Raw genomic sequence first — 19,528 nt, 5'->3', positions numbered from 1 at the left:
AGACGAAGACATGAACGTCGTGCTTTCAGAATAGGCCAAAATCAGGAGAAGCGAATCATCGTATTCCCTGTGTGCTTGATTGGCATGGCAGAGCGGCATGCCATGTTGCGATGCAGCTTAATAGCTCGCATAAAAGCGGGTCACAAGAACACGCGACCGTTCGTTTTAATCAGGCATCCTCGCGACTGTACAGCTTGATAACGGCGGAGAAGTCCAACCCGCCCAAGCCCTGCATGCTCATGGTCTGATAAAGCTGTTGCGCGAGCGCGCCGAGAAAAATGGGTTGCTTGGCTTGACGCGCTGCATCAACGGCCAGGCCGAGATCCTTCAACATGAGATCCGCCCCGAACCCCCCGGTATACCCTCGGGACGACGGTGCATTTGGCAAAACGTTGGGGTAGGGATTATACGTATCGGCGCTCCAGCAACGTCCCGTCGATGTGTTGATGACGCCGGCAAGCGTGTTCGGATCAATCCCGAGCGACGTGCCGAGTTTCATCGCTTCCGCCACGCCGATCATCGAAATGCCGAGCAGCAGGTTATTGCAAATTTTCGCGATCTGCCCGGTACCCGTTTCGCCGCAATGAACCATGTTCTTGCCCATGCCGGCGAGCACGGGTTTGAGCGTTTCGAACAGCGCTGCATCGGCGCCGACCATGAACGTCAGCGTACCCGCCTGCGCGCCGCCCGTGCCGCCGGATACGGGGGCATCGGCGAACGGGTTGCCCTGCTTTGACGCACTCTCGCCGATCAATCGCGCGGTCGCCGGATCGATCGTACTGCTGTCGATCAGCGGCACCCCCGGACGAACGCCCGCGAGCACGCCATCGGTGTTCAAATAGACGGCCTTGACGTGCGCGGCGGCCGGCAGCATGGTAACCACCACTTCACTCTTAAGCGCCGCTTCACGGGGCGATGCCGCGGTCCGTGCGCCCGCATCGACAGCCGCCTGCAACGCCTTCTCCGATAAATCGAACACCGTCAGCGAATGCCCCGCTTTCAGCAAGTTAGCGGCCATGGGTCCGCCCATGTTGCCCAGTCCGATAAAGCCGATTTCCATTGCTTGTCTCCTTTTTATTTCACCGGGCAACCGGCTTAGCGCAGCGAGATAGTGGTGTTCACGCCGTCGTTGACGGTCGCGTCGTCAAACCAGCGCGACGTGACCGTTTTCGTTTGCGTATAGAACTGCACGACCTGTTTTCCGTATGGTCCCAGATCGCCGAGCTTCGAACCCCGTGAGCCGGTAAAGCTGAAATACGGCACAGGCACGGGGATGGGGATGTTGATGCCGACCTGACCGACATCGATCTCGCTCTGGAACTTGCGCGCGGCCGCCCCGCTTTGCGTGAACAAGCCCACACCGTTGCCCATCGGATTGCGGTTGACCAGGGCGATGGCATCATCGAGCGTCGCGGCCTCCAGCACGCAGATCACCGGGCCGAAGATCTCCTGCTTGTAGATGGTCATGTCAGTGGTAACGCCCGAGAAGACCGTCGGGCCGATGAAGTTGCCCTTCTCATAACCCTTCACTTGCACGTCGCGGCCATCCAGCGACAAGGTCGCGCCTTCGCTCACGCCCTTTTCGATCAACCCGAGAATCCGCTCCTTGGCCGCGCGCGAAACGACCGGACCGACATCCGTATTCGCCTCCGTGCCGCCGTTCACGGTCAAGCCGCGCGCCCGCTCGACCAGCTCCGGCAACCAGTCCTTCGATGCCCCTACGAACACCACCACCGACGTCGCCATGCAACGCTGCCCTGCCGCGCCAAAACCTGCGCCGGCAAGTGCGTTCAACGTCTGCTCGCGGTTTGCATCGGGTAGCACGACGGCATGATTCTTCGCGCCCATCATGGCTTGCACGCGCTTGCCGTGCTGGCTGCCAAGGTTGTACACGTGCGTGCCCACATGCGTCGATCCGACGAACGAAATCGCCTTGATGTCGGGATGTGTGCAGATGGCATCGACCACATCCTTGCCGCCGTGCACGACGTTCAGCACGCCCGCGGGAATGCCAGCCTCGAGCGCCAGTTCAACCAGCTCCATGGTCGACAGCGGATCTTGCTCCGACGGCTTCAGCAAGAACGTATTGCCGCAGACGATCGCCATCGGGAACATCCAGAGCGGGATCATCGCGGGGAAGTTGAACGGCGTGATGCCGGCACAGACGCCTATCGGCTGGCGCAGCGTGTACGTGTCCACCCCGCCCGCAACGTTCTCCGAGAATTCGCCTTGCTGCAACGTGCCGATCGAACACGCATGCTCGACCACTTCCAGCCCGCGGAAGACATCGCCTTCGGCATCGGGCAGCGTCTTGCCCTGCTCGGCGGTCAGCGTCTGCGCGATGCGTTTCATGTTCTGGCGCACCAGATCCTGGAATCTGAGCATGATGCGCATGCGCGTGCCGAGCGACGTCAGGCGCCACGCCTGGAACGCTTTCGCGGCCGACGCCACGGCGGCATCGACCTCTTCTTTCGTCGCGAACGGTACGCGGCCGACCAACTCCTGGGTCGCGGGATTCACGATGTCGCGCCACTCTTTCGTCGTCGACTCCACGAACTTGCCGTCGATCAGCAATTTGGCCGTGCGCACGCCGGCGTTAGATTGTTCGGCCAGCGCCGGACGGTCAGCAGCGGTATTCATGAGAAAGGCTCCTTGAAAACGAGAACGTTCCTGACTGGAACGGGATGCGGAGACGCGGACGCACGCGGATACCGCGCAGGTCGCAAAGGGGAATTGTCGTCTCCGGATTATTTGAATGTTGTCGGCTCATCAATCGCAAAGATCACGCAGCGAGTCCACATGGTTCAGTATAGTTATGCAAATCTCTACGAAGTATCGATACAAATACCCATCCAATATGCAAAAAAGCACGGCTCCGGGCATCAGCAACCTGAACTGGGACGACCTCCGGTACTTCCTGGAAGTCGCGCGAACCCAGCGTGCAAGCGGCGCGGCGAAGCGTCTGGGAGTCGATTACACGACTGTCGCGCGCCGTGTGCGGGCGCTCGAAGACGCGCTGGGCACCCTGCTCTTCGACAAATCCCGCAGCGGCGGTTTCATCCTGACCGCCGAAGGGCAGCGCCTGCTCGCGTATGTGGACGCCATGGAGACCACGGTCCAGTCGGCAACCGAGCACATCGCAAATTCAGGACACGCGCTCTCGGGACATGTTCGAGTGGGATCGACCGAAGGTTTCGGCTGCTTCTTTCTCGCGCCCCAACTCGCGCGCTTCCAGGACGCGCACAGGCAGATTTCCATCGACTTATTGCCGGTGCCGCACTTCGTCAGCTTGTCCAAACGGGAGGCCGATATCGCGGTGACGCTGGAGCGCCCGGAACACGGCCAGACCGTGTACACCAAACTCTGCGATTACCGCTTGCGGCTCTACGCCACGCGCGGCTATCTCGACCAGCACGAACCGGTGCGCACGGTAGAAGACCTGACCACGCATCGCTTTGCGAGTTATATCGACGACCTCGCCTTCAGCTACGAACTGCTGTATCTCGAACGTGCTGTTCCGGGCGCTGTGTCGCGCTGGCGCAGCACGAGCGTGATTGCGCAATATCACGCCACGCTGCAAGGGCGCTCGCTTGCGATCCTGCCGTGTTTCATCGCTGCACAGGACCCTCGCCTCGTACCCGTTCTCCCCGATGACATCGTCGTCACGCGCGCGTTTTATCTGTCCTGCCGCGAAGATTTGCGCAAATTGAAACGCATCACGGCGGTGTGGGACTTCCTGCGCACAGTGGCCGAAATGAACCGTCCGCTGCTGATGGGCGAGAGCGGCGAAATGCTGTGGAGTGAAACGCCGAAGCCTTGAATTTCGCGTTTGTTCAGTTCCCCTTATATATTAGATACGGATTCGCGTAACGGGTGCATAATCGTCCGCCCATAAGGCTTTCCGCCGTAGCCCTGCTGCGGCGTTTTCACATGGACGTGATCTTTATCCATCTCATTTTCAGTACTCGCAGATACGCCGGCAACTCGCCGCCAGCGCGCCCTTTCTTGCCCTCGCGTTTGCCGCGCCCGGTGCACTGATGGCGTTCGTCATCTGGTCACGGCGGACCGTGTCGCATCAGCGTGTGCGTTTTGTCGAAGCGCGCACCGTCCGCACGATGGTGATCGTCGCCGTGATCGCGATGATCCTGGCCGCGCTGGCGCTCGGCATGGTGATCGGCGCCGCGATGGGCAACACGCACGCCGCCGAAGAGAAGGCGCAAACGGAACGGCGCTCCTACGAGATCGACGAGCTCGGCAAGATCAGCGCGACCCTCACGCATATCGAGCCGCGCGTGGTCGAACTCGTGTCGCAAGTGAACGAACTTCAGGACTTCGAAGCACAGTTGAAGGCGTCTCGACGTGCCGCCGAGCGGCCTGATATCCACATTGTTCCGCCGCTACCCGAGAACGACGATGAATCGCCGCTCGATAGCGCCTCGGGCAGTCCGTCCCTGCCGCCCCGGCTCTGCGATGCACAGCACGCCGCGCAAACCGGTTCCGCGCCCCAACGCCTGAAGCACACGCAAAGCGCGCTGGATTGTCTCGATGCAACCCTCGGCATACTCGACGACGCCGTGCTCGCGCACTACGCGTCGTACATGGCGTTTCCGGGCCGCCAGCCGGCGCCCGGCGCGCGTTTCGGCTCGCCCTTCGGCAACCGCATCGACCCATTCAACCAGCACCTGAACTTTCATCCGGGCGCGGATCTCGTCGCGCCGACCGGTACGGCAATCTTCGCGAGCGCCGGTGGCCGCGTGGTGCACGCGGGACCGCACGGCGGTTACGGCAATGCCATCGACATCCAGCACAGCACCGGCGTGATCACGCGCTACGCGCAAACATCGAAAATGTTTGTGAAGGCGGGCGATCTCGTCATGCCCGGCCAGAAGATTGCCGAGGTCGGATCGACCGGACGCTCGACCGGGCCGCATTTGCACTTCGAGGTGATCATCGACGGCACGCAGGTCGATCCCGCATCGTATCTCGCGCTCTTCAAGCCGAAATCCAATGCCGCAAGCTGACCGAAACCGGCCGACGCACCGTCTCACGCGCCGCACCTATTCCCTGACTTCGCGACGCGGTCCGACCTGGCCCATGCTCGTGCTCGGCACGATCGCCGCGGCCTGCGCGGCAGCGGCGATCGCGGCGGCCGGTTTTGCGCTTGTCACGTCGCGCGACAACAGCAAGAAAGCCGACGCCTTGTGCGCACCGCCCGTGTCAGAACGCGATATCCGCGAGCAGCTTGCGAAGGCTCGAATCGCGCTCGACCATGAAGTCGCGACGCGGCTTGTGATGGAGCAGCAAGCGTCCGAGAGTCTGGCGGAGATTCATCGGATGCGTACCGACCTGACGTTCCTCAAACGTCAGCACGACAAGTCCAACTAGCGCGGAACCAGAACAAACCTATTCGCCGGCACATCTCGCTACTCATGCCGGCATCGATTTTGTAATCGAGACCAGAAGGGGTCTTCCCATGTTCAAGAAAAAATCTCCCGGCGTCAGTCAAGCCAAGCTAGCTACGCTGATCGCTCACGATGTGCAGATAGCGGGCAATCTCGAGTTCAGCGACGGCCTGCGCATGGACGGCCACGTCAAGGGCAACGTGACTGGCCGTGCGGGCGAGCAAACGCTGCTGGTCGTCAGCGACCAGGGTTCGATCACGGGCAACGTCAATGCATACGACATCGTGATCAACGGGACCATCAACGGCGACGTAACGGTGGAACATTTCGTCGAATTGCAGTCGAATGCGCACGTGAACGGCAACATCTATTACCAGCAACTGCGCATGGACGTGGGGGCGTCGGTGGAGGGAAAACTCACGAAACGCGACAACACGGTGGCACAGGCAGAGATGCCGCGGCTCAGTTCCGAACTGACGTCGGACTATACGCACAGCGAGACGTGACCAGCCCGGCGGCGGCACGGCAAGACGGGAGACTCGCGCTGGGCGCCATCGCCGCCAGGCAAATCCGCTAAGATTCGCTGCAAGCCCGGCCATGCCCCCGTTACGCGCTGCCCGTCGTCGCGAAAAGCGGCATGCGCCGGTTCCTTCACCATGTGCGAGGGTAGGAATCCATGCTGGTCAATTGTGCGGCTTACCAGAACGGCCGCAAGCTCGCCGACGTCGCTATCGACGATATTTCCGCCTATCGCGACGTCCCCGACTGCTTCGTATGGGTCGCGCTTAAAGAACCCGGGCCCGGCGAGCTCGCGCATATGTCGCATCAGTTCGGGTTGCACGAGCTCGCTGTGGAAGACGCCCAGAACGGCCATCAGCGTCCGAAGATCGAGGAATACGCGGACTCGCTGTTTTGCGTGCTCCACACCGTGGAACTCGATGCCGACAACGAACTGGTGGTCGGCGAAATCGACGTGTTTGTGGGCAGCAATTACGTGCTGTCGGTCCGCAACCGGACGAGCCAGGGGTTTCAGGACGTGCGCACCCGCTGCGAACGCGAGCCGCATTTGCTGGAACACGGTCCGGCATTCGTGATGTATGCGCTGATCGACAACGTAGTGGACCGCTATTTCCCCATTCTGGAGACGCTCGGTGCGGAACTCGACGAACTCGAGGAACGCATTTTCGAGCGCAACGGGTCGGCGGCGTCGCGTGAGATCATCGAAGATCTGTATTCCCTGAAGCGCCGCCTGGTGCTGCTGCTGCATCACACCGCGCCGCTGCTGGAAGCGGTCAGCAAGCTGTATGGCGGCCGCGCACCGGGCATTTGTACCGGCATGCACGACTATTTCCGCGATGTCTACGACCACCTGCTGCGTATCGTAAAAACGATCGAGGGTCGCCGCGAAATGATCGTGACCGCGATCCAGGTCAATCTGGGCATGATTTCCCTGGCGGAAAGCGAAGTGACCAAACGGCTCGGCTCCTTCGCCGCGCTGTTCGCCGTGCCCACCATGATCGCGGGGATCTACGGCATGAACTTCCACCGCATCCCGGAACTGGACTGGGTCTATGGCTATCCGGCATGCATCAGCGTGATGCTCCTGGTGGACATTGGCCTTTACTGGCGGTTCCGCAAGGCAGGATGGCTATGATGGTTATAATAGAAGCTTCGATGCCGCTGGAAAGCGGTTGGATGACGGAAAACGATTCGACGGAAGCCGCTGCGACCGTCGACGGACATGTCAGCATTGCAGCATCGAGAGGCGGGGCCTCCGGCGACAGCGGAACTTTTTTCTGATTTGCTGTCTAATCTTACATAGTGCGCTTTTTGGCGCAGCGTGTTCGCCACGGCAACAGCGATCCACCAACATTTCAGCGCAACTCTCCGGCTGAATGTCATCGCCCCGGCAGTGTGGGCTCCGCAAACGGTCGCGGCCCTACATTCGTCTTCAAAGTTTAAACAGCAGCGACGTCGACGGTTGCTTGTTTCCAGGCGTTATACCGCGCATGGTTGCACGGGTAATGCATGGGCAGCGCACGTGTTACCGCGACGTTCTTCAACACCTACAGCCCAGCGAGCGGCTGCGCCATGTGTGCGCCGCGCGCCATTTTTTGCTCGGATCGCCTGTCGACCGCACGTGCCAAAGGGGCCCGGACCGGTCGCCGGTGTGGTTTTTAAGGCATCGACCGCCTCATTTCGATGCCTGAGCGGGCGTAATACAGGAATTCAGGAAACATGAAAGAACTGGTCAAGCCGCTTAAGACGTACAAGGGTTATGAAATCCATCCGTTGATCTACCCCCGTGGCGCACGCGACGGCGGCGCAGCAGTCCGTGCAGCGGATACCGGCTATGAGGCGTCGGTGCGCATCCGCCGCGCGCCGCCGGCGGGCGAGGAAGCAACGGGCGAAAGCCGCGTGTTCCGGATCGCGCAGACGGGATCGTTCGAAAACGGCGGCCAGGCTCGCCGGGCGTGCTTGCTGCATGCGGAAAAGCTGATCGACGGCCAGATCGACGGCCAGACTGTTGCGGATCTGTGACTAGGCGCGACGGTTAAGCATCAAAAGGCATCGCGGGGTCGGGCCGGTCTCGCATACAATCGCAACGAATCGATGAATTAAGGAGCTTTATATGGCGAAAGAAGAGTTACTCGAGCTGGACGGCATTGTTGACGAAGTGCTTCCCGACAGCCGCTACCGCGTGACGCTGGACAACGGCGTGGTCGTGGGCGCATACGCATCGGGTCGCATGCGCAAGAACCACATCCGGATTCTCGCGGGCGACCGCGTGACGCTGGAATTGTCGGTGTATGACCTGACGAAAGGCCGGATCAACTTCCGGCACAAGGACGAACGCGCGACAGGCGGTGGTGGTCAGCGTCCGCAAATGCGTCGCCGCTAGGAAAAAAAACTGTTGTGGCGCGCCGTTAAAGCGAGCCCTGCACAGTCCCGTACGTCAGAGTCGAGAGCCAAGCTTCGTCGGCGCCGCCGCTGGATGCTGCCAGTCAGCATCGCATGGCGCCGATGCCGCTCTCTCACGCGCTTTATTCTGCTTTATTCTCTTTGTTCTTCAAGGCGCGTTGTTTTTATTCAAAACAAATCAACGTCCCGTTTGGGCCGCCAGCAATCCGTTGAGGCCCGCGGCGAAGCCGTCGTCGTCGTTCGTAGCTGACACAAACGTCGCGTGCGACTGTACTTCCGCCGACGCCTGCCCCATCACAATGGACACGCCCGCCACATCGAACATGGCGACGTCGTTGCCCATGTCCCCCAGCACCGCCACATTTTCCATCGCAACGCCCGCAAGCCGCGCCAGTTCGCGCACGCCTTCGCCCTTGTTCGCGAGCGGATGCGTGATGTCGAGGTAATAGGTTTGTGAGCGCATCGCCATCGCGCGGCCTTTGAGCGTGTCCTGGAACTCGGCTTCCTTGCGCTGAAGCAGCGCCGCGTCCTTCGTCGACGCGACAATCTTTTCGATCGAATTCAGATCGATATCGTCGAAACGCTTGACCACCACAGCGTCATATCCCACCGTCCGGCGCTCCAGCGGCACGTATTCACCGCCGGGATTCGTGATGTACCACTGGTCGTCGATGAACACCCACGCGTCGATCCCGTCGCGCTCCAGGCTTTGCAGCGCGGTTTGCGCCGCGTCACGCGGCAGCCAATGAGCGCTCAACGTTTTCCAGCCGGCGGGATCGACGAGCTTGCCGCCGTTGAAAGCGGCAAACGGCGTCTTGATCCCCAGCGTTTCCACGATTGAATGCATGCCCTTTCCCGGCCGGCTGCTCGCCACCGTAAATTGGACGCCCGCGGCGGCGAGATTGCGCACAGCTTCCTTCGCGGCCTCACCGAGCGACTTGTCCGTGTAGAGCAGCGTGCCGTCGCAATCGGAGATCACGAGTTCGACCTTGGCCAACGCGGCCAAGGCCTGTTCCGGGCTGCCATGACCGGGACTGAGCTTCAAACCCGTCGCACCAATGGCTGTCATTCGAACGCTCCCGCGGGCAATTGCCGCGTCTCGCGCACGGAGCGCGGGTGCCAGAGCCTCGCGCCGCCTTCAATACCCGCCTCGTTCGACACAACCTTCACGTTACCCGGTAGTTCGAAATTGAGATTGGCCGCATTGCCGCCGCCGATCCACAGCCGGTCGTAGTTCACCAGCGAACTCAGGATACCGATGATCTTTTCCACGCGACGATTCCAGCGCTTGTTGCCCGCCTTGTCGCGCGCCGCGTTGCCGATATATTCGTCGTACGTCTTGTTCTTGCTCACAGGATGGTGCGCCAGTTCGAGATGCGGCATCAGTTCGCCATCGCGGAAAAGCGCGGTGCCGGCGCCCGTGCCGAGCGTCAGCACGAGCTCGATACCTTTACCGTCGATAGCAGCAAGCCCCTGCATTTCGGCGTCGTTGATGATGCGCACCGGCAGGTTGCCCAAATGCTCGGCGAGCATCTGCGCGAGCGGCACGTTGCGCCAGTATTCGTTGCCGAGATTCGGTGCGGTCAGCACATGGTTGTCGCGTACCACGCCCGGAAAACCGATCGAGATCTGCGTGGGCGGCAGCGGCTTTATCAGCGGTCCGACCAGCTCCATCAGTTTCTCCACCAGCACGTCCGGCGGGCACGGATGCGGCGTGGCCACTTTCAGCCGCTCGGTTTCCATCTTCCCGTGTGCGTCGATGATGGCGGCCTTCAGACCGGTCCCGCCCACATCGATGGCTAGAATCCGTTCTTTCGCGATCTTGCGTTTTGCTGTCTTGCTTGCGGCTGTCTTTTTCACTGCTGTCTTGCGCGCTGCCGTCCCCATGCTGTTCTCCTTAGTTCTTGTCGTCTTGAGTGTGTTCGTCTGCCAGCGGGCGCCACGCGCGGCCGTCGGCATTCAGCAGCGCGTCGGCTTCCTTCGGTCCCGCGCTGCCGGCGGTGTAGCCATGTACCGGCAACGGACCGCCTTCGGGATGCAACACGCTGTCAACCGCCGCCCAGCTTGTTTCAATGCTGTCGGCGCGCTGGAACAGCGTTTCGTCGCCGAGCATACAGTCGTATAGCAGCGTTTCGTATCCGACGTTCGGTCTCTCAGCGAAAAAATCGCCATATTTGAACGATGACTTGACCGCCCCGATCTGCATCACCGGCCCTGGAACCTTCACGTTGAAATCGAAGGTGGTGCCGTGTTCCGGGTCGATGCGCAAGGTCAGCACGTTCGGCACAAGCTTATCGACGGGTGTATCGCGGAACAACAGGAACGGCACTGCTTTCAGTTGCACCGATATCTCCGTGCGCCGCGCCGTCATCCGCTTGCCGGTGCGCAGATAGAACGGCACGCCGGCCCAGCGCCAGTTTTCGACAAACACCCGCGCCGCCGCATACGTCTCCGTCTGGCTGTCCGGCGCGACGTCGGCTTCCTCGCGATACCCCGCCATCGTCGGCGATTTCTCGTATTGCCCGAGCACGACGTCGCTGGGTTTCAGCGGCTGGATCGCTTCGAAGATTTCCGCTTTCTTGTCGCGCACGGCTTCGGCGTCGAATGAATTCGGCGGTTCCATGGCGACCATGCCGAGCAGCTGGAACAAGTGGTTCGGGAGCATGTCGCGGAAAGCGCCGGTCTGTTCGTAAAACCCGCCGCGCCCTTCCACGCCAATGGTTTCCGCCGCCGTGATCTGCACGTGATCGATGTATTCACGCCGGAAAATCGGCTCGAACAGCGCGTTGGCGAAGCGCACGGCGAGAATGCTCTGAACCGTGTCCTTGCCGAGAAAGTGATCGATGCGATAAATCTGGTTTTCGCCGGCGAACTTGAGAATGCTCGCGTTGAGATCTTTCGCCGAGGCATAGTCGTGCCCGAACGGCTTTTCGATCACCACGCGCCGGAAGCCCTGCTCGCTCTCTTTCAACAATCCGACCTTGCCGAGCCGCTCGACGATCGGCTTGAAGAAGCGCGAACTGACGGCGAGATAAAAAATGACATTTCCGTTGTCGCCCAGCGTCTGCTTCAGCTTGTTAAATACGTCGTCGGTCTCAAACTCGCCAGCCACATATTGCAGGCGGTCCGCGACCCAGTTCCACGCTTTCTCGTCGAGTTTCGAGGTATGGAAGGCTCCGGCTTTATCGGCGGCGAATTTTTTAAGCGAATCAGTTAGTTGGCCGCGCCACACGCTCGTTTCGAGTTCGCCGTGGTTCACGCCGATGATCTTCATCCCGTCGTCGAGCAGGCCATCCGACGACAGGTTGTACAGCGCCGGCATCAGCAGCCGTTTGGTCAGATCCCCGGCTGCACCGAAGATAACCAGCGTGCACGGCGGGGCGGGATGCTTGGCCAGTGGCGGCGGCGAGGAGGTTGCGGTAGCGAGTGAGGTCGACATAGGGTTCTTTGAAAGAAGAGTTGAACGCACTGCCTATTAAAGACCATGTTGGCCGCTTCACAGTTCAAAATCCTGGCCAACTGGCCTGCTTATGCCATCCGGCGTATGCAATATGTAATCAGCGCAGGGGCGGTGCCGTAGAATGTCGGCACCTCACGGCGGCTCGCCCGGCCTCGTTTCCCTTATCAGGGCAGGAGTTACACATGAATCAAACACTCTCCCCGGCGCAACTCGCCGCCTATTTCGACCGCATCGGCTATATCACGCCAGATCGCGGGCCTCACCAGGCCACCTCCGACACCCTGCACGCGCTGCATCGGCTGCACCCGCAGGTCATTCCGTTCGAAAACCTCGACGCGCTGCTCGGGCGCACGCCGCGTCTCGACCTGGAGTCGGTGTTCGCGAAGCTCGTGACGGCGCGGCGCGGCGGTTATTGCTATGAACACAACCTGCTGTTTCGCGCGGTACTCAACACGCTCGGCTTCGAAACCACCGGCCTTGCCGCGCGCGTGGTATGGAGCGACCCGGTCGCGATGCCGCCGCGTACCCACATGATGCTACTTGTCGAAACGCCCGATGAAACCTGGCTGGCGGACGTCGGCTTCGGCAGCATGACGCTGAGCGCCCCGCTGCTGTTCGACACCGGCCGCGAACAGGCGACACCGCACGAAACGTTTCGCATCGACCTGATCGAGCGCGGCGATTTCCTGCTACAGGTGAAACTCGGCGATGCCTGGAAGCCGATCTATCGTTTCGACCTCGAACCTCAATTTCCCGCCGATTACGCGATGGCGAACCATTATGTATCGACCTTTCCCGAGTCGATATTCCTGAACCGCCTGATCGTGGCGCGCGTGATGCCGGGTGAGCGCCGGACCTTGTTCGACACGACCCTGACGCGACGCGGCGATACCGCTGGTTTCGAAGCCAAGCGCGAACTGACAACGGCCGCCGAACTGCGCGGCGTACTGCAAGACGTATTCGGGCTCGCGCTGACCGATAACGAAACCTCGACGGCAACCTCAACCCCGGCCGGCGGACTCGACACCATGCTCGATCGCATCGTCCGGTCGTCCGTTTCCACCCCGTCCTGATTCGTCACGATGCGTAAAACCGCCAAGCGAGCCCATGAATCTTATCGGACGCCCGTGAAAAATGCAGTGCTCGAAAGCCGGTTGCCGCAGTGGCGCTCCACGCTGGTCGTGCTGCTGATGTTCGGCGCGTTTGCGTCGCTCGCGGCGCGCGCGCTGTGGGTGCAGGTCGTCAACCAGGATTTTTATATCGGCGAGGGGCAAAAGCGCTATCAACGCACGCTGGAACTCAGCGCGACGCGCGGGCGCATTGTCGACCGCAACGGCGCGATGCTGGCCGTGAGCCTCGCAACCTACGCCATCTGGGCAACGCCGTCACGCTTCGATCCGCAGACTCGGCCGCCTGTCGCCAGCCTGCTTGGCATGCCAGAGAAAGAACTGGCGCGCCGCCTGGGCACGGAGCGCTCGTTCGTGCTGCTGAAACGGCAAGTGGATGCCGACACCGCCGCGCGTATCGCCGAAACCGGGCTGGCGGGCGTGACGCTCGTGGCCGACACAAAACGCTTCTATCCCGAAGGGGAATCGGCGGCTCACGTGGTCGGTTTCACCGATAACGAGGACAAGGGCCAGGAAGGCATCGAACTCGCGGCGAACGACCGGTTGACGGGCGAACACGGCCAGCGCGAGGTGATTCACGACCGGCTCGGGCGGGTGGTGTCGGAGATTGGCGAAGTCGAGTTGCCGGAGAATGGCGAGACGATTCATCTGACCATCGACCGCCGTATCCAGCAGCTTGCGCACACGCAACTGGCGGCGGCGATCACTAAACATCGCGCACGTGCGGGCAGCGTGGTAGTGCTCGACGCGAAGAACGGCGAGATCCTTGCCCTCGCGAACTATCCCACCTTCGATCCGAACGACCGCGCGCGGCTGACCGGCGAGCAGTTGCGCAACCGCGCGCTGACCGACACGTTCGAGCCGGGCTCGACCATCAAGCCGTTGGTGGCAGCGCTCGCTATCGACATGGGGCATGTGCGGCCGGACACGCGTATTGATACCTCGCCGGGCACCTTCAAGCTCGGGCCGAACGTGATCCACGATACGTCGAACCACGGTGTCATCACGGTCTCGGAAGCCGTGCAGATGTCGAGCAATATCGCGTTGACCAAACTCTCGCTCAAGCTTCGCCCGCAAACGGTGTGGGACAAGTATCGCGAATATGGCATCGGCCGTGCGCCGGACCTGACCTTCCCGGGCGCCGCAACTGGGCGCTTGCGGGCGTATGAACGCTGGCGGCCGATCGAGCAGGCAACCATGGCCTACGGCTACGGCCTCTCGTTGTCACTATTGCAGATCGCACAGGTTTATACGGCTTACGCGGGAACCGGCGAGTTCCGGCAGTCGACGCTGATTCGCGGCCAGGCCACGCCTGACCCAGTACAGGTGACGAAACCCGCGACGGCGGCGGCCGTGCGCGACATGCTCGAACTCGCAATGGGACCCCGTGGCACGGGACGTGCGGCAGCAGTAGACGGGTACCGCGTGGGCGGGAAGACGGGGACGGCGCGCAAGCAGGTCGGACGCACGTATGCGGCGAACAAGTATCGCGCGTCGTTCGTCGGCATGGCGCCGATGAGCGATCCGCAAGTGATCGTTGCCGTGATGATCGATGAGCCCACGGCGGGTGCTTACTATGGCGGCACCGTCGCCGGGCCGGTGTTCTCGGGCGTGGTCGGCGGCACGATGCAGCTTCTCGGCGTGCCGCCGGATGCGTGAGCGCCGGCGAGTTTTCGTCACGGTTGCTCAGGGTCCGCGCGGACGGAAAACGTAAGGCCGCTGTGATGTAATGTCAGATTGCCTTAGCCGAAATTCGACGAGAAATTGGCTGAAAAGTCAGTCGAAAACTTTGAAGGACACCATGAAAAAGATTGTCGGCGCTCTCGCGCTTCCCCTGTTCCTGCTGCAAGCCTGTGCTCAGTTTCACAACCCCGATGCCGGCCAGCCCGAAGTGGAAACGGCGCCCAACGCGTCGGTGACGAGCATTGTTCAGTGCCTGACGGACGAAGCGCAGAAACACAACGCGACGTTCAAGAAAACACCGATTCCCCAGGGCACGATGCTCGAATTCGGCGACTCCAACGTGATCAAGGTTCGCTTCGATAACGGCGAAACGTCGTATCGGTTTTATCCCGGCGAGCGCCATCTGTCGAATCTGTGGCTTGAAGGTGCGAGCAAGAAATGCGCGCCTTGAGGCGTTTGATGAGGCGTTTGATGAGGTGTTTTGATGAGGTGCTTAATGGCCCGTTCGCGGCACGACCTTTTTTGGCCGGCTGATCGTGCGTTCGACTAAAGCCATTAACGCCGTCGAGCGTCTCAAGACACGCTCCGGCAACCCGCACTATGCCGCGGTCAGCCTGAGCGGCGGGCTTTTTTATCTCGTCGACCGGGCGGCAAGCGGTGAGCAGAAACTTTCCGCACCGCAGACCATGGACGATTTCGTGGCGTTTGTGAACGGGCTCAAGCCCGAGAAACCGCGACGCGTCAGCAAGCTCGACCTGGCGATGGACGAGCAGATCAAACGCAGCGGCAAGTCGAGGACTTCGGGCGACGAGTGATGCGCTTTCAAGCATCTGATTCGATGCCCTGAAACAGCGCCAATCGTCAACCGGCCTTGGTTAGGAAAACCCGGTTCGATCTTCCCCCTACCCTCCAACCTCAAGCATTGCGCCGCCGGACAATAGCGTTGTTCGGCGTATCCCCTTGGTGTGCCAGCGCACCGAAAACGTTTGCATTGCCCGTGCATTCACGCGCTTTGCGTCTTCGCATGGTTATCGATGGCCTTCAATGTGCGATTTCAGACGGTGCGCGTATCCGGCGCTTGCGACCATGCATCAACGGTCGCATCAAACCGGGGGCCGCCCGACGCGCACATAAACGCGCAGGCGAAGGGGTATAGCCGGACGCCACAACGTCCACGCCAGTCATCGAGAGAATCGACAGCGTGGTCTGAAGAACGCCGGCAAGAATGGGGGCGCAGATGAAAGCCAAAAGATGTCCGACCTCGGAAGGTCCAGGAACGTCGACACAGGCCGACGCGGAACTTCAACACATCGAACGAGCAATCGGCCAGTTGCGGGCGATGAGTCAGAAAGCGGCCGGCACGTTGAACGTCGAATACTGGCACGAACGTCTGACCGCAGTCTCTACCGGCTACGTGCTGGTGCCGGCGCAACGGCGCCGTATCGAGGCGCTACGCAAGGTGCTGAATTCCCTTTCGCAACCGCAGGGCGACCCCACCTCGGGGCGCAAAAGAACGACCAACAGGCTTTGGGCGAAAGCGGCGTAACTACGGCGCTTTCGCCATCGCGCATCGCGCGCGTAATTGAGCGCGGCTTTCGAGTCGCCCGAAGTCGTGTTCAAAGTAAAACGATCAGGTGTGTTTATCGATCGTGGGTTCAACGGTTTATTAAGAAGCTTGCGGCGGCCCTCGCGTTTCAGCGTGCAGCCTCGCGATCGAGCGCGTCATAGCCGCGCCATTTGTATATCAATGCGGAGAACAGCCAGGTCATGACAAACACGCCCACGATCACATAACCGAGCGTGCCGAAATGATCGGATAACGCGCCCGCGAAATCCCAGATACCGCCCTTCAGTTGCAGTTTGTCCGCAATCAGCCCGAGCGTCTCGATACCGCCCACGAGCACCGCGATAACCACCGAGATCAGCGTCACCGTGAGGTTGTAGTAGAGCTTGCGGATCGGCTTCATGAAGGCCCAGCCGTAGGCGCCGAGCATCAGCATGCTGTCGGCGGTATCGATGAGCGACATGCCTGCTGTGAACAGGACCGGGAACACGAGAATAGACCACAGCGGCATGCCGCGCGCAGCTTCGGCAGCAGTAATACCCATCAAGCCGATCTCCGTGGCGGTATCGAAACCGAGGCCGAACAGCAAACCCAACGGGTACATGTGCCAGCTGCGCGTAATCAGGCGGAACAACGGTTTCAGCAGCCTGGCGATCAAACCGCGGTTGCCGATCAACAGATCAAGATCCTCTTCCTGATAGGGCTCGCCGCGCCGCACGCGCCTGAACGCACGCCATACGCCATGCAGAACGAACAGGTTCATGACCGCGATCGCGAACAGGAACAGCGCGGACACCACCGTGCCGATCACGCCGCCAATCTCCTTGAATGACGCCAGGCTGCCCTGCATTGCCAGCGCCGTGACCGCGATCAGCGCTGTGGCGAGCACCACCACGGTGGAGTGGCCAAGCGAGAAGAAAAAGCCCACGCCAAGCGGGCGTTGTCCCTGCTGCATGAGCTTGCGCGTGACGTTGTCGATAGCCGCGATGTGGTCGGCGTCAACCGCATGCCGCAAGCCCAGCGAATAAGCGAGCAGCGCGGTGCCGAGCAGCATCGGATAAGTGTGGAATGCGACGAATGCCCAGACCCACGCAAGCACGTTGAAACCGCCAAGCGCACCGAGCATCCAGAGTGTTTTTGTCGTGAATATTCCCCGGCGGGAGGATGGGTCTGGACGGGCATTCGAAGATGTCGGCGCGGGCGGTTTAGTCATTCTGTGCAAGCTGGGGAATGGCAAAGGGTCAGGAAGGATTCAAGCATAGCGTGATTTGTCTGACCGCCAATAATGGGGCGCGTCCGATCGCCCATACCCATAGTAAAAGGCAGGCTGGTTCCCAGCGGGTGACTCAGGCACGCCGATTCTTCACACGGGAACAAGCTTAGCGGGAATGCTTGGTTTGGCGGGCAGCGCCGCGCCGCTAAGATCGTGGCTCGTTCCGTCACAGAATTGCCATGAGCCTTTATATCGACGATGCTCAACGCCATCGGATCCATCAGCTACGCGCGTCCTGGCGCTGGCGCAGCGAGTGGCCGACCTGGTTTCTGATTGTGGCCGTGTATGGCGGCTGGTTCGCGACGGCGCTCAACGCGCGCTCGATGGGAATGCCCCTGGCGGTAAGCATCCTGGCTGTGCTGTCGTGCCTGTATCTGTCCTTGCAGCATGAACTGCTGCATGGTCATCCGACGCGCTTTCCCCTGTTTAACGCACTGCTCGGTGTCGCCCCGCTCGCGGTCTGGTTCCCCTACGCGGTGTATCGCGAATCGCATCTGCGCCATCACAACGACGCTCATCTCACCGATCCCGATCTCGATCCGGAAACGTGGTTCGTCTCCGCCGAACGCTGGCGCAGTGCCGGAGTGGCAATGCGGTTCCTGCTCGTTATCCGCAACACGTTCTTCGGGCGTATCGTGCTTGGCCCGTGGTTTTCCATCGTGAAAACAATGATGTCAGCAGTCACCCAAATTGCGCGAGGGAATAGCCGTATCGCCGGCGCCTGGGCCCTGCATCTCGTCCTGCTCGGACTGCTCGCGGCCTGGCTCGACCGCCGATGCGGCATCAGCCCGGCGCTCTTCATACTCGGCGTCGGTTATCCGGCGCTTGCGTTGAGTGCGATCCGTTCGTTCCAGGAACATCGCGCCACCGATAACACCCCCGAACGCACGGTCATCAACGAAGCATCTTGGGTCTGGCGTCTCCTGTTCCTCAACAACAACTTTCACTCAGTTCATCACGACTTGCCGAGCGTGCCCTGGTTCGCGCTGGCGAACGTTTATCATGAGCGCCGCGACGCGTATCTGCAGCGCAATGGCGGCTTTATTGTGCGCGGTTATCGGGAATGGCTGGTGCTGCATGTGGTGCAACCGGTTGCACCCGCATTGCATCCGCTTCACGCGCTTAATGCGCGAGCCGATCAAATTACGCAGGCTCTAGCTTCCGCGGCCGGGTCCACAACGCTTGGCGGCGATGCTGCGCAGCCTGTCTGATGTATCTCTCCGACGAGGTTTTCGTCGGCGGAATGGGAAAGAACCTGCATGAACTGGGTGGCCGCGTTACCGATGTACAACGTCACGCCGGCACTCGCCGGCGACTGGCGCGTTTTGCTCGACCATGTTCACCGCCGTTTGCGGCCCTGGCTCGAGGCACGCGGCGACACGCTCGCCATCGTCGACACCGAGACATCCCTGGACGAATTCTGGCTGCGTGAGGACCTGCTGCTGTCGCAGACATGTGGCTATCCGCTGGTGAAAGCGCTCGCAGGACGCGTGCAGCTTGTCGCCGCGCCCGTTTTTTCCGTCGATGGCTGCGCGGGCAGCGACTATCGCAGCGTTCTGGTGGCCAGGACTGCGGCGGATGTCAGGTCGCTCGCCGCATGCCGCGGACTGCGCGCGGCGTTCAACAATCCCGACTCGAATAGCGGTATGAACCTGCTGCGCAGCGCCGTTGCGCCGCTTGCCGGCGGGAGTCCGTTCTTCGCGTCGGTGATAGAAACGGGCGGGCACCTGGCGTCGCTGCAGGCCCTGCTGGACGACCGCGCCGATGTCGCCGCCATCGACTGCGTGACCTTCGCATTTGTGCTCGACCAGCTTCCCCATCTCGGCCGCGGCGTGGTTGAAATCGGCACGACGCAAAGCGCGCCCGGCTTACCGCTGATTGCATCGAAACGGGTGCCGCCGGACGGCATTGAGGCGTTGGCGACCGCACTCGCCGATACCATCGCGGAAGATCGTCCGCTGGCAAAACGGCTCAAGCTCGATGGTTTCGCCAAGCGTCCACTCGACGACTACGCCAGCATTCTCGACATTGAAACGGACGCCGTGAAGCGCGGTTATCCACGCCTTGCCTGAGGGTGGACACGGCAGACTTTCCTGA

The 19,528-nt window shown here is 61.2% G+C and carries 20 protein-coding genes; 14 read left to right on the top strand and 6 right to left on the bottom strand.

Features of this window, described 5'->3' with window-relative positions; translation table 11 throughout:
- Window positions 1–169: 169 nt before the first annotated feature.
- Window positions 170–1,060 carry a 3-hydroxyisobutyrate dehydrogenase gene (gene mmsB / locus M0D69_RS27910; protein ID WP_301785092.1) on the bottom strand — a complete coding sequence of 297 codons (891 nt, stop codon included), beginning with the start codon at window positions 1,058–1,060 and terminating at the stop codon, window positions 170–172.
- A gap of 35 nt (window positions 1,061–1,095) precedes the next feature.
- Window positions 1,096–2,640 carry a CoA-acylating methylmalonate-semialdehyde dehydrogenase gene (locus M0D69_RS27905; protein ID WP_301785091.1) on the bottom strand — a complete coding sequence of 515 codons (1,545 nt, stop codon included), beginning with the start codon at window positions 2,638–2,640 and terminating at the stop codon, window positions 1,096–1,098.
- Between the two features lie 217 nt (window positions 2,641–2,857).
- Between M0D69_RS27905 and M0D69_RS27900 the strand changes: the two genes are divergently transcribed.
- The 7 genes from M0D69_RS27900 (at window position 2,858) to infA (ending at window position 8,304) form a co-directional block, all read left to right on the top strand.
- The gene (locus tag M0D69_RS27900; RefSeq protein WP_301785090.1) at window positions 2,858–3,820 is read left to right on the top strand and encodes a LysR family transcriptional regulator; all 963 of its coding nucleotides are present in this window, start codon (window positions 2,858–2,860) and stop codon (window positions 3,818–3,820) included.
- 217 nt (window positions 3,821–4,037) lie between these two features.
- Window positions 4,038–5,021, top strand: coding sequence for a M23 family metallopeptidase (locus tag M0D69_RS27895; protein ID WP_301785089.1), 984 nt, complete (start codon window positions 4,038–4,040; stop codon window positions 5,019–5,021).
- Window positions 5,008–5,385: a hypothetical protein gene (locus M0D69_RS27890; protein WP_301785088.1), complete on the top strand. Its 378-nt coding sequence runs from the start codon at window positions 5,008–5,010 to the stop codon at window positions 5,383–5,385. The genes M0D69_RS27895 and M0D69_RS27890 overlap by 14 nt, the downstream gene beginning before the upstream one ends.
- Window positions 5,386–5,473: 88 nt before the next feature.
- On the top strand, window positions 5,474–5,908 hold the full coding sequence (locus M0D69_RS27885; RefSeq protein ID WP_301785087.1) for a polymer-forming cytoskeletal protein: 435 nt from the start codon (window positions 5,474–5,476) through the stop codon (window positions 5,906–5,908).
- A gap of 170 nt (window positions 5,909–6,078) precedes the next feature.
- Complete coding sequence (gene corA / locus M0D69_RS27880) at window positions 6,079–7,056, top strand: magnesium/cobalt transporter CorA (protein WP_301785086.1); 978 nt, start codon at window positions 6,079–6,081, stop codon at window positions 7,054–7,056.
- 593 nt (window positions 7,057–7,649) lie between these two features.
- Complete coding sequence (locus M0D69_RS27875) at window positions 7,650–7,943, top strand: hypothetical protein (protein WP_183146196.1); 294 nt, start codon at window positions 7,650–7,652, stop codon at window positions 7,941–7,943.
- A gap of 91 nt (window positions 7,944–8,034) precedes the next feature.
- Entirely contained in the window at window positions 8,035–8,304 is a 270-nt protein-coding gene (gene infA / locus M0D69_RS27870; RefSeq protein ID WP_047846762.1) for a translation initiation factor IF-1, read from the top strand.
- Between the two features lie 198 nt (window positions 8,305–8,502).
- Here infA and M0D69_RS27865 read toward each other — a convergent pair whose 3' ends face one another.
- The 3 genes from M0D69_RS27865 to zwf are packed head-to-tail and all read right to left on the bottom strand — an operon-like array spanning window position 8,503 to window position 11,763.
- A complete protein-coding gene (locus M0D69_RS27865) occupies window positions 8,503–9,393 on the bottom strand; it encodes an HAD family hydrolase (protein ID WP_301785085.1) in 891 nt (296 codons plus the stop codon).
- Window positions 9,390–10,211 (bottom strand): ROK family protein, encoded by an 822-nt coding sequence (locus M0D69_RS27860; protein ID WP_301785084.1) that lies wholly within the window; start codon window positions 10,209–10,211, stop codon window positions 9,390–9,392. The genes M0D69_RS27865 and M0D69_RS27860 overlap by 4 nt, the downstream gene beginning before the upstream one ends.
- A 10-nt stretch (window positions 10,212–10,221) precedes the next feature.
- Window positions 10,222–11,763 (bottom strand): glucose-6-phosphate dehydrogenase, encoded by a 1,542-nt coding sequence (gene zwf / locus M0D69_RS27855; protein WP_301785083.1) that lies wholly within the window; start codon window positions 11,761–11,763, stop codon window positions 10,222–10,224.
- 203 nt (window positions 11,764–11,966) lie between these two features.
- Between zwf and M0D69_RS27850 the strand changes: the two genes are divergently transcribed.
- The 5 genes from M0D69_RS27850 to M0D69_RS27830 all read left to right on the top strand — a co-directional run bounded on the left by M0D69_RS27850 (window position 11,967) and on the right by M0D69_RS27830 (window position 16,140).
- Window positions 11,967–12,857, top strand: a complete 891-nt coding sequence (locus M0D69_RS27850) for an arylamine N-acetyltransferase (protein ID WP_301785082.1) — start codon at window positions 11,967–11,969, stop codon at window positions 12,855–12,857.
- A 9-nt stretch (window positions 12,858–12,866) separates the two neighbouring features.
- On the top strand, window positions 12,867–14,570 hold the full coding sequence (locus M0D69_RS27845) for a penicillin-binding protein 2 (RefSeq protein ID WP_301785081.1): 1,704 nt from the start codon (window positions 12,867–12,869) through the stop codon (window positions 14,568–14,570).
- A gap of 142 nt (window positions 14,571–14,712) precedes the next feature.
- Window positions 14,713–15,045: a hypothetical protein gene (locus tag M0D69_RS27840; RefSeq protein ID WP_301785080.1), complete on the top strand. Its 333-nt coding sequence runs from the start codon at window positions 14,713–14,715 to the stop codon at window positions 15,043–15,045.
- Between the two features lie 85 nt (window positions 15,046–15,130).
- Window positions 15,131–15,409, top strand: a complete 279-nt coding sequence (locus M0D69_RS27835) for a hypothetical protein (protein WP_301785079.1) — start codon at window positions 15,131–15,133, stop codon at window positions 15,407–15,409.
- A 422-nt stretch (window positions 15,410–15,831) separates the two neighbouring features.
- Complete coding sequence (locus M0D69_RS27830) at window positions 15,832–16,140, top strand: hypothetical protein (protein ID WP_301785078.1); 309 nt, start codon at window positions 15,832–15,834, stop codon at window positions 16,138–16,140.
- Window positions 16,141–16,288: 148 nt separating this feature from the next.
- Here the strand turns inward: M0D69_RS27830 and M0D69_RS27825 are convergent, their stop codons facing one another.
- Complete coding sequence (locus M0D69_RS27825) at window positions 16,289–17,284, bottom strand: HoxN/HupN/NixA family nickel/cobalt transporter (protein ID WP_301785077.1); 996 nt, start codon at window positions 17,282–17,284, stop codon at window positions 16,289–16,291.
- Window positions 17,285–17,610: 326 nt separating this feature from the next.
- On the opposite strand from M0D69_RS27825, the gene M0D69_RS27820 reads away from it, so the two are divergent.
- Entirely contained in the window at window positions 17,611–18,642 is a 1,032-nt protein-coding gene (locus M0D69_RS27820) for a fatty acid desaturase (RefSeq protein WP_301785076.1), read from the top strand.
- A 48-nt stretch (window positions 18,643–18,690) separates the two neighbouring features.
- Entirely contained in the window at window positions 18,691–19,503 is an 813-nt protein-coding gene (locus M0D69_RS27815; RefSeq protein ID WP_301785075.1) for a phosphate/phosphite/phosphonate ABC transporter substrate-binding protein, read from the top strand.
- Window positions 19,504–19,528: the final 25 nt, after the last annotated feature.

This window comes from Caballeronia sp. SEWSISQ10-4 2 (genome assembly GCF_030464885.1).
Lineage (GTDB): Bacteria > Pseudomonadota > Gammaproteobacteria > Burkholderiales > Burkholderiaceae > Caballeronia.
This window is presented reverse-complemented; position numbering and strand designations above follow the sequence as displayed.

Excerpts from the sequence above, each read along its gene's own strand:
- mmsB (WP_301785092.1), bottom strand. The coding sequence starts at position 1,060 with ATGGAAATCGGCTTTATCGGACTGGGCAACATGGGCGGACCCATGGCC.
- M0D69_RS27905 (WP_301785091.1), bottom strand. The coding sequence starts at position 2,640 with ATGAATACCGCTGCTGACCGTCCGGCGCTGGCCGAACAATCTAACGCC.
- M0D69_RS27900 (WP_301785090.1), top strand. The coding sequence starts at position 2,858 with ATGCAAAAAAGCACGGCTCCGGGCATCAGCAACCTGAACTGGGACGAC.
- M0D69_RS27895 (WP_301785089.1), top strand. The coding sequence starts at position 4,038 with ATGGCGTTCGTCATCTGGTCACGGCGGACCGTGTCGCATCAGCGTGTG.
- M0D69_RS27890 (WP_301785088.1), top strand. The coding sequence starts at position 5,008 with ATGCCGCAAGCTGACCGAAACCGGCCGACGCACCGTCTCACGCGCCGC.
- M0D69_RS27885 (WP_301785087.1), top strand. The coding sequence starts at position 5,474 with ATGTTCAAGAAAAAATCTCCCGGCGTCAGTCAAGCCAAGCTAGCTACG.
- corA (WP_301785086.1), top strand. The coding sequence starts at position 6,079 with ATGCTGGTCAATTGTGCGGCTTACCAGAACGGCCGCAAGCTCGCCGAC.
- infA (WP_047846762.1), top strand. The coding sequence starts at position 8,035 with ATGGCGAAAGAAGAGTTACTCGAGCTGGACGGCATTGTTGACGAAGTG.
- M0D69_RS27865 (WP_301785085.1), bottom strand. The coding sequence starts at position 9,393 with ATGACAGCCATTGGTGCGACGGGTTTGAAGCTCAGTCCCGGTCATGGC.
- M0D69_RS27860 (WP_301785084.1), bottom strand. The coding sequence starts at position 10,211 with ATGGGGACGGCAGCGCGCAAGACAGCAGTGAAAAAGACAGCCGCAAGC.
- zwf (WP_301785083.1), bottom strand. The coding sequence starts at position 11,763 with ATGTCGACCTCACTCGCTACCGCAACCTCCTCGCCGCCGCCACTGGCC.
- M0D69_RS27850 (WP_301785082.1), top strand. The coding sequence starts at position 11,967 with ATGAATCAAACACTCTCCCCGGCGCAACTCGCCGCCTATTTCGACCGC.
- M0D69_RS27845 (WP_301785081.1), top strand. The coding sequence starts at position 12,867 with ATGCGTAAAACCGCCAAGCGAGCCCATGAATCTTATCGGACGCCCGTG.
- M0D69_RS27840 (WP_301785080.1), top strand. The coding sequence starts at position 14,713 with ATGAAAAAGATTGTCGGCGCTCTCGCGCTTCCCCTGTTCCTGCTGCAA.
- M0D69_RS27830 (WP_301785078.1), top strand. The coding sequence starts at position 15,832 with ATGAAAGCCAAAAGATGTCCGACCTCGGAAGGTCCAGGAACGTCGACA.
- M0D69_RS27825 (WP_301785077.1), bottom strand. The coding sequence starts at position 17,284 with ATGCTCGGTGCGCTTGGCGGTTTCAACGTGCTTGCGTGGGTCTGGGCA.
- M0D69_RS27820 (WP_301785076.1), top strand. The coding sequence starts at position 17,611 with ATGAGCCTTTATATCGACGATGCTCAACGCCATCGGATCCATCAGCTA.
- M0D69_RS27815 (WP_301785075.1), top strand. The coding sequence starts at position 18,691 with ATGAACTGGGTGGCCGCGTTACCGATGTACAACGTCACGCCGGCACTC.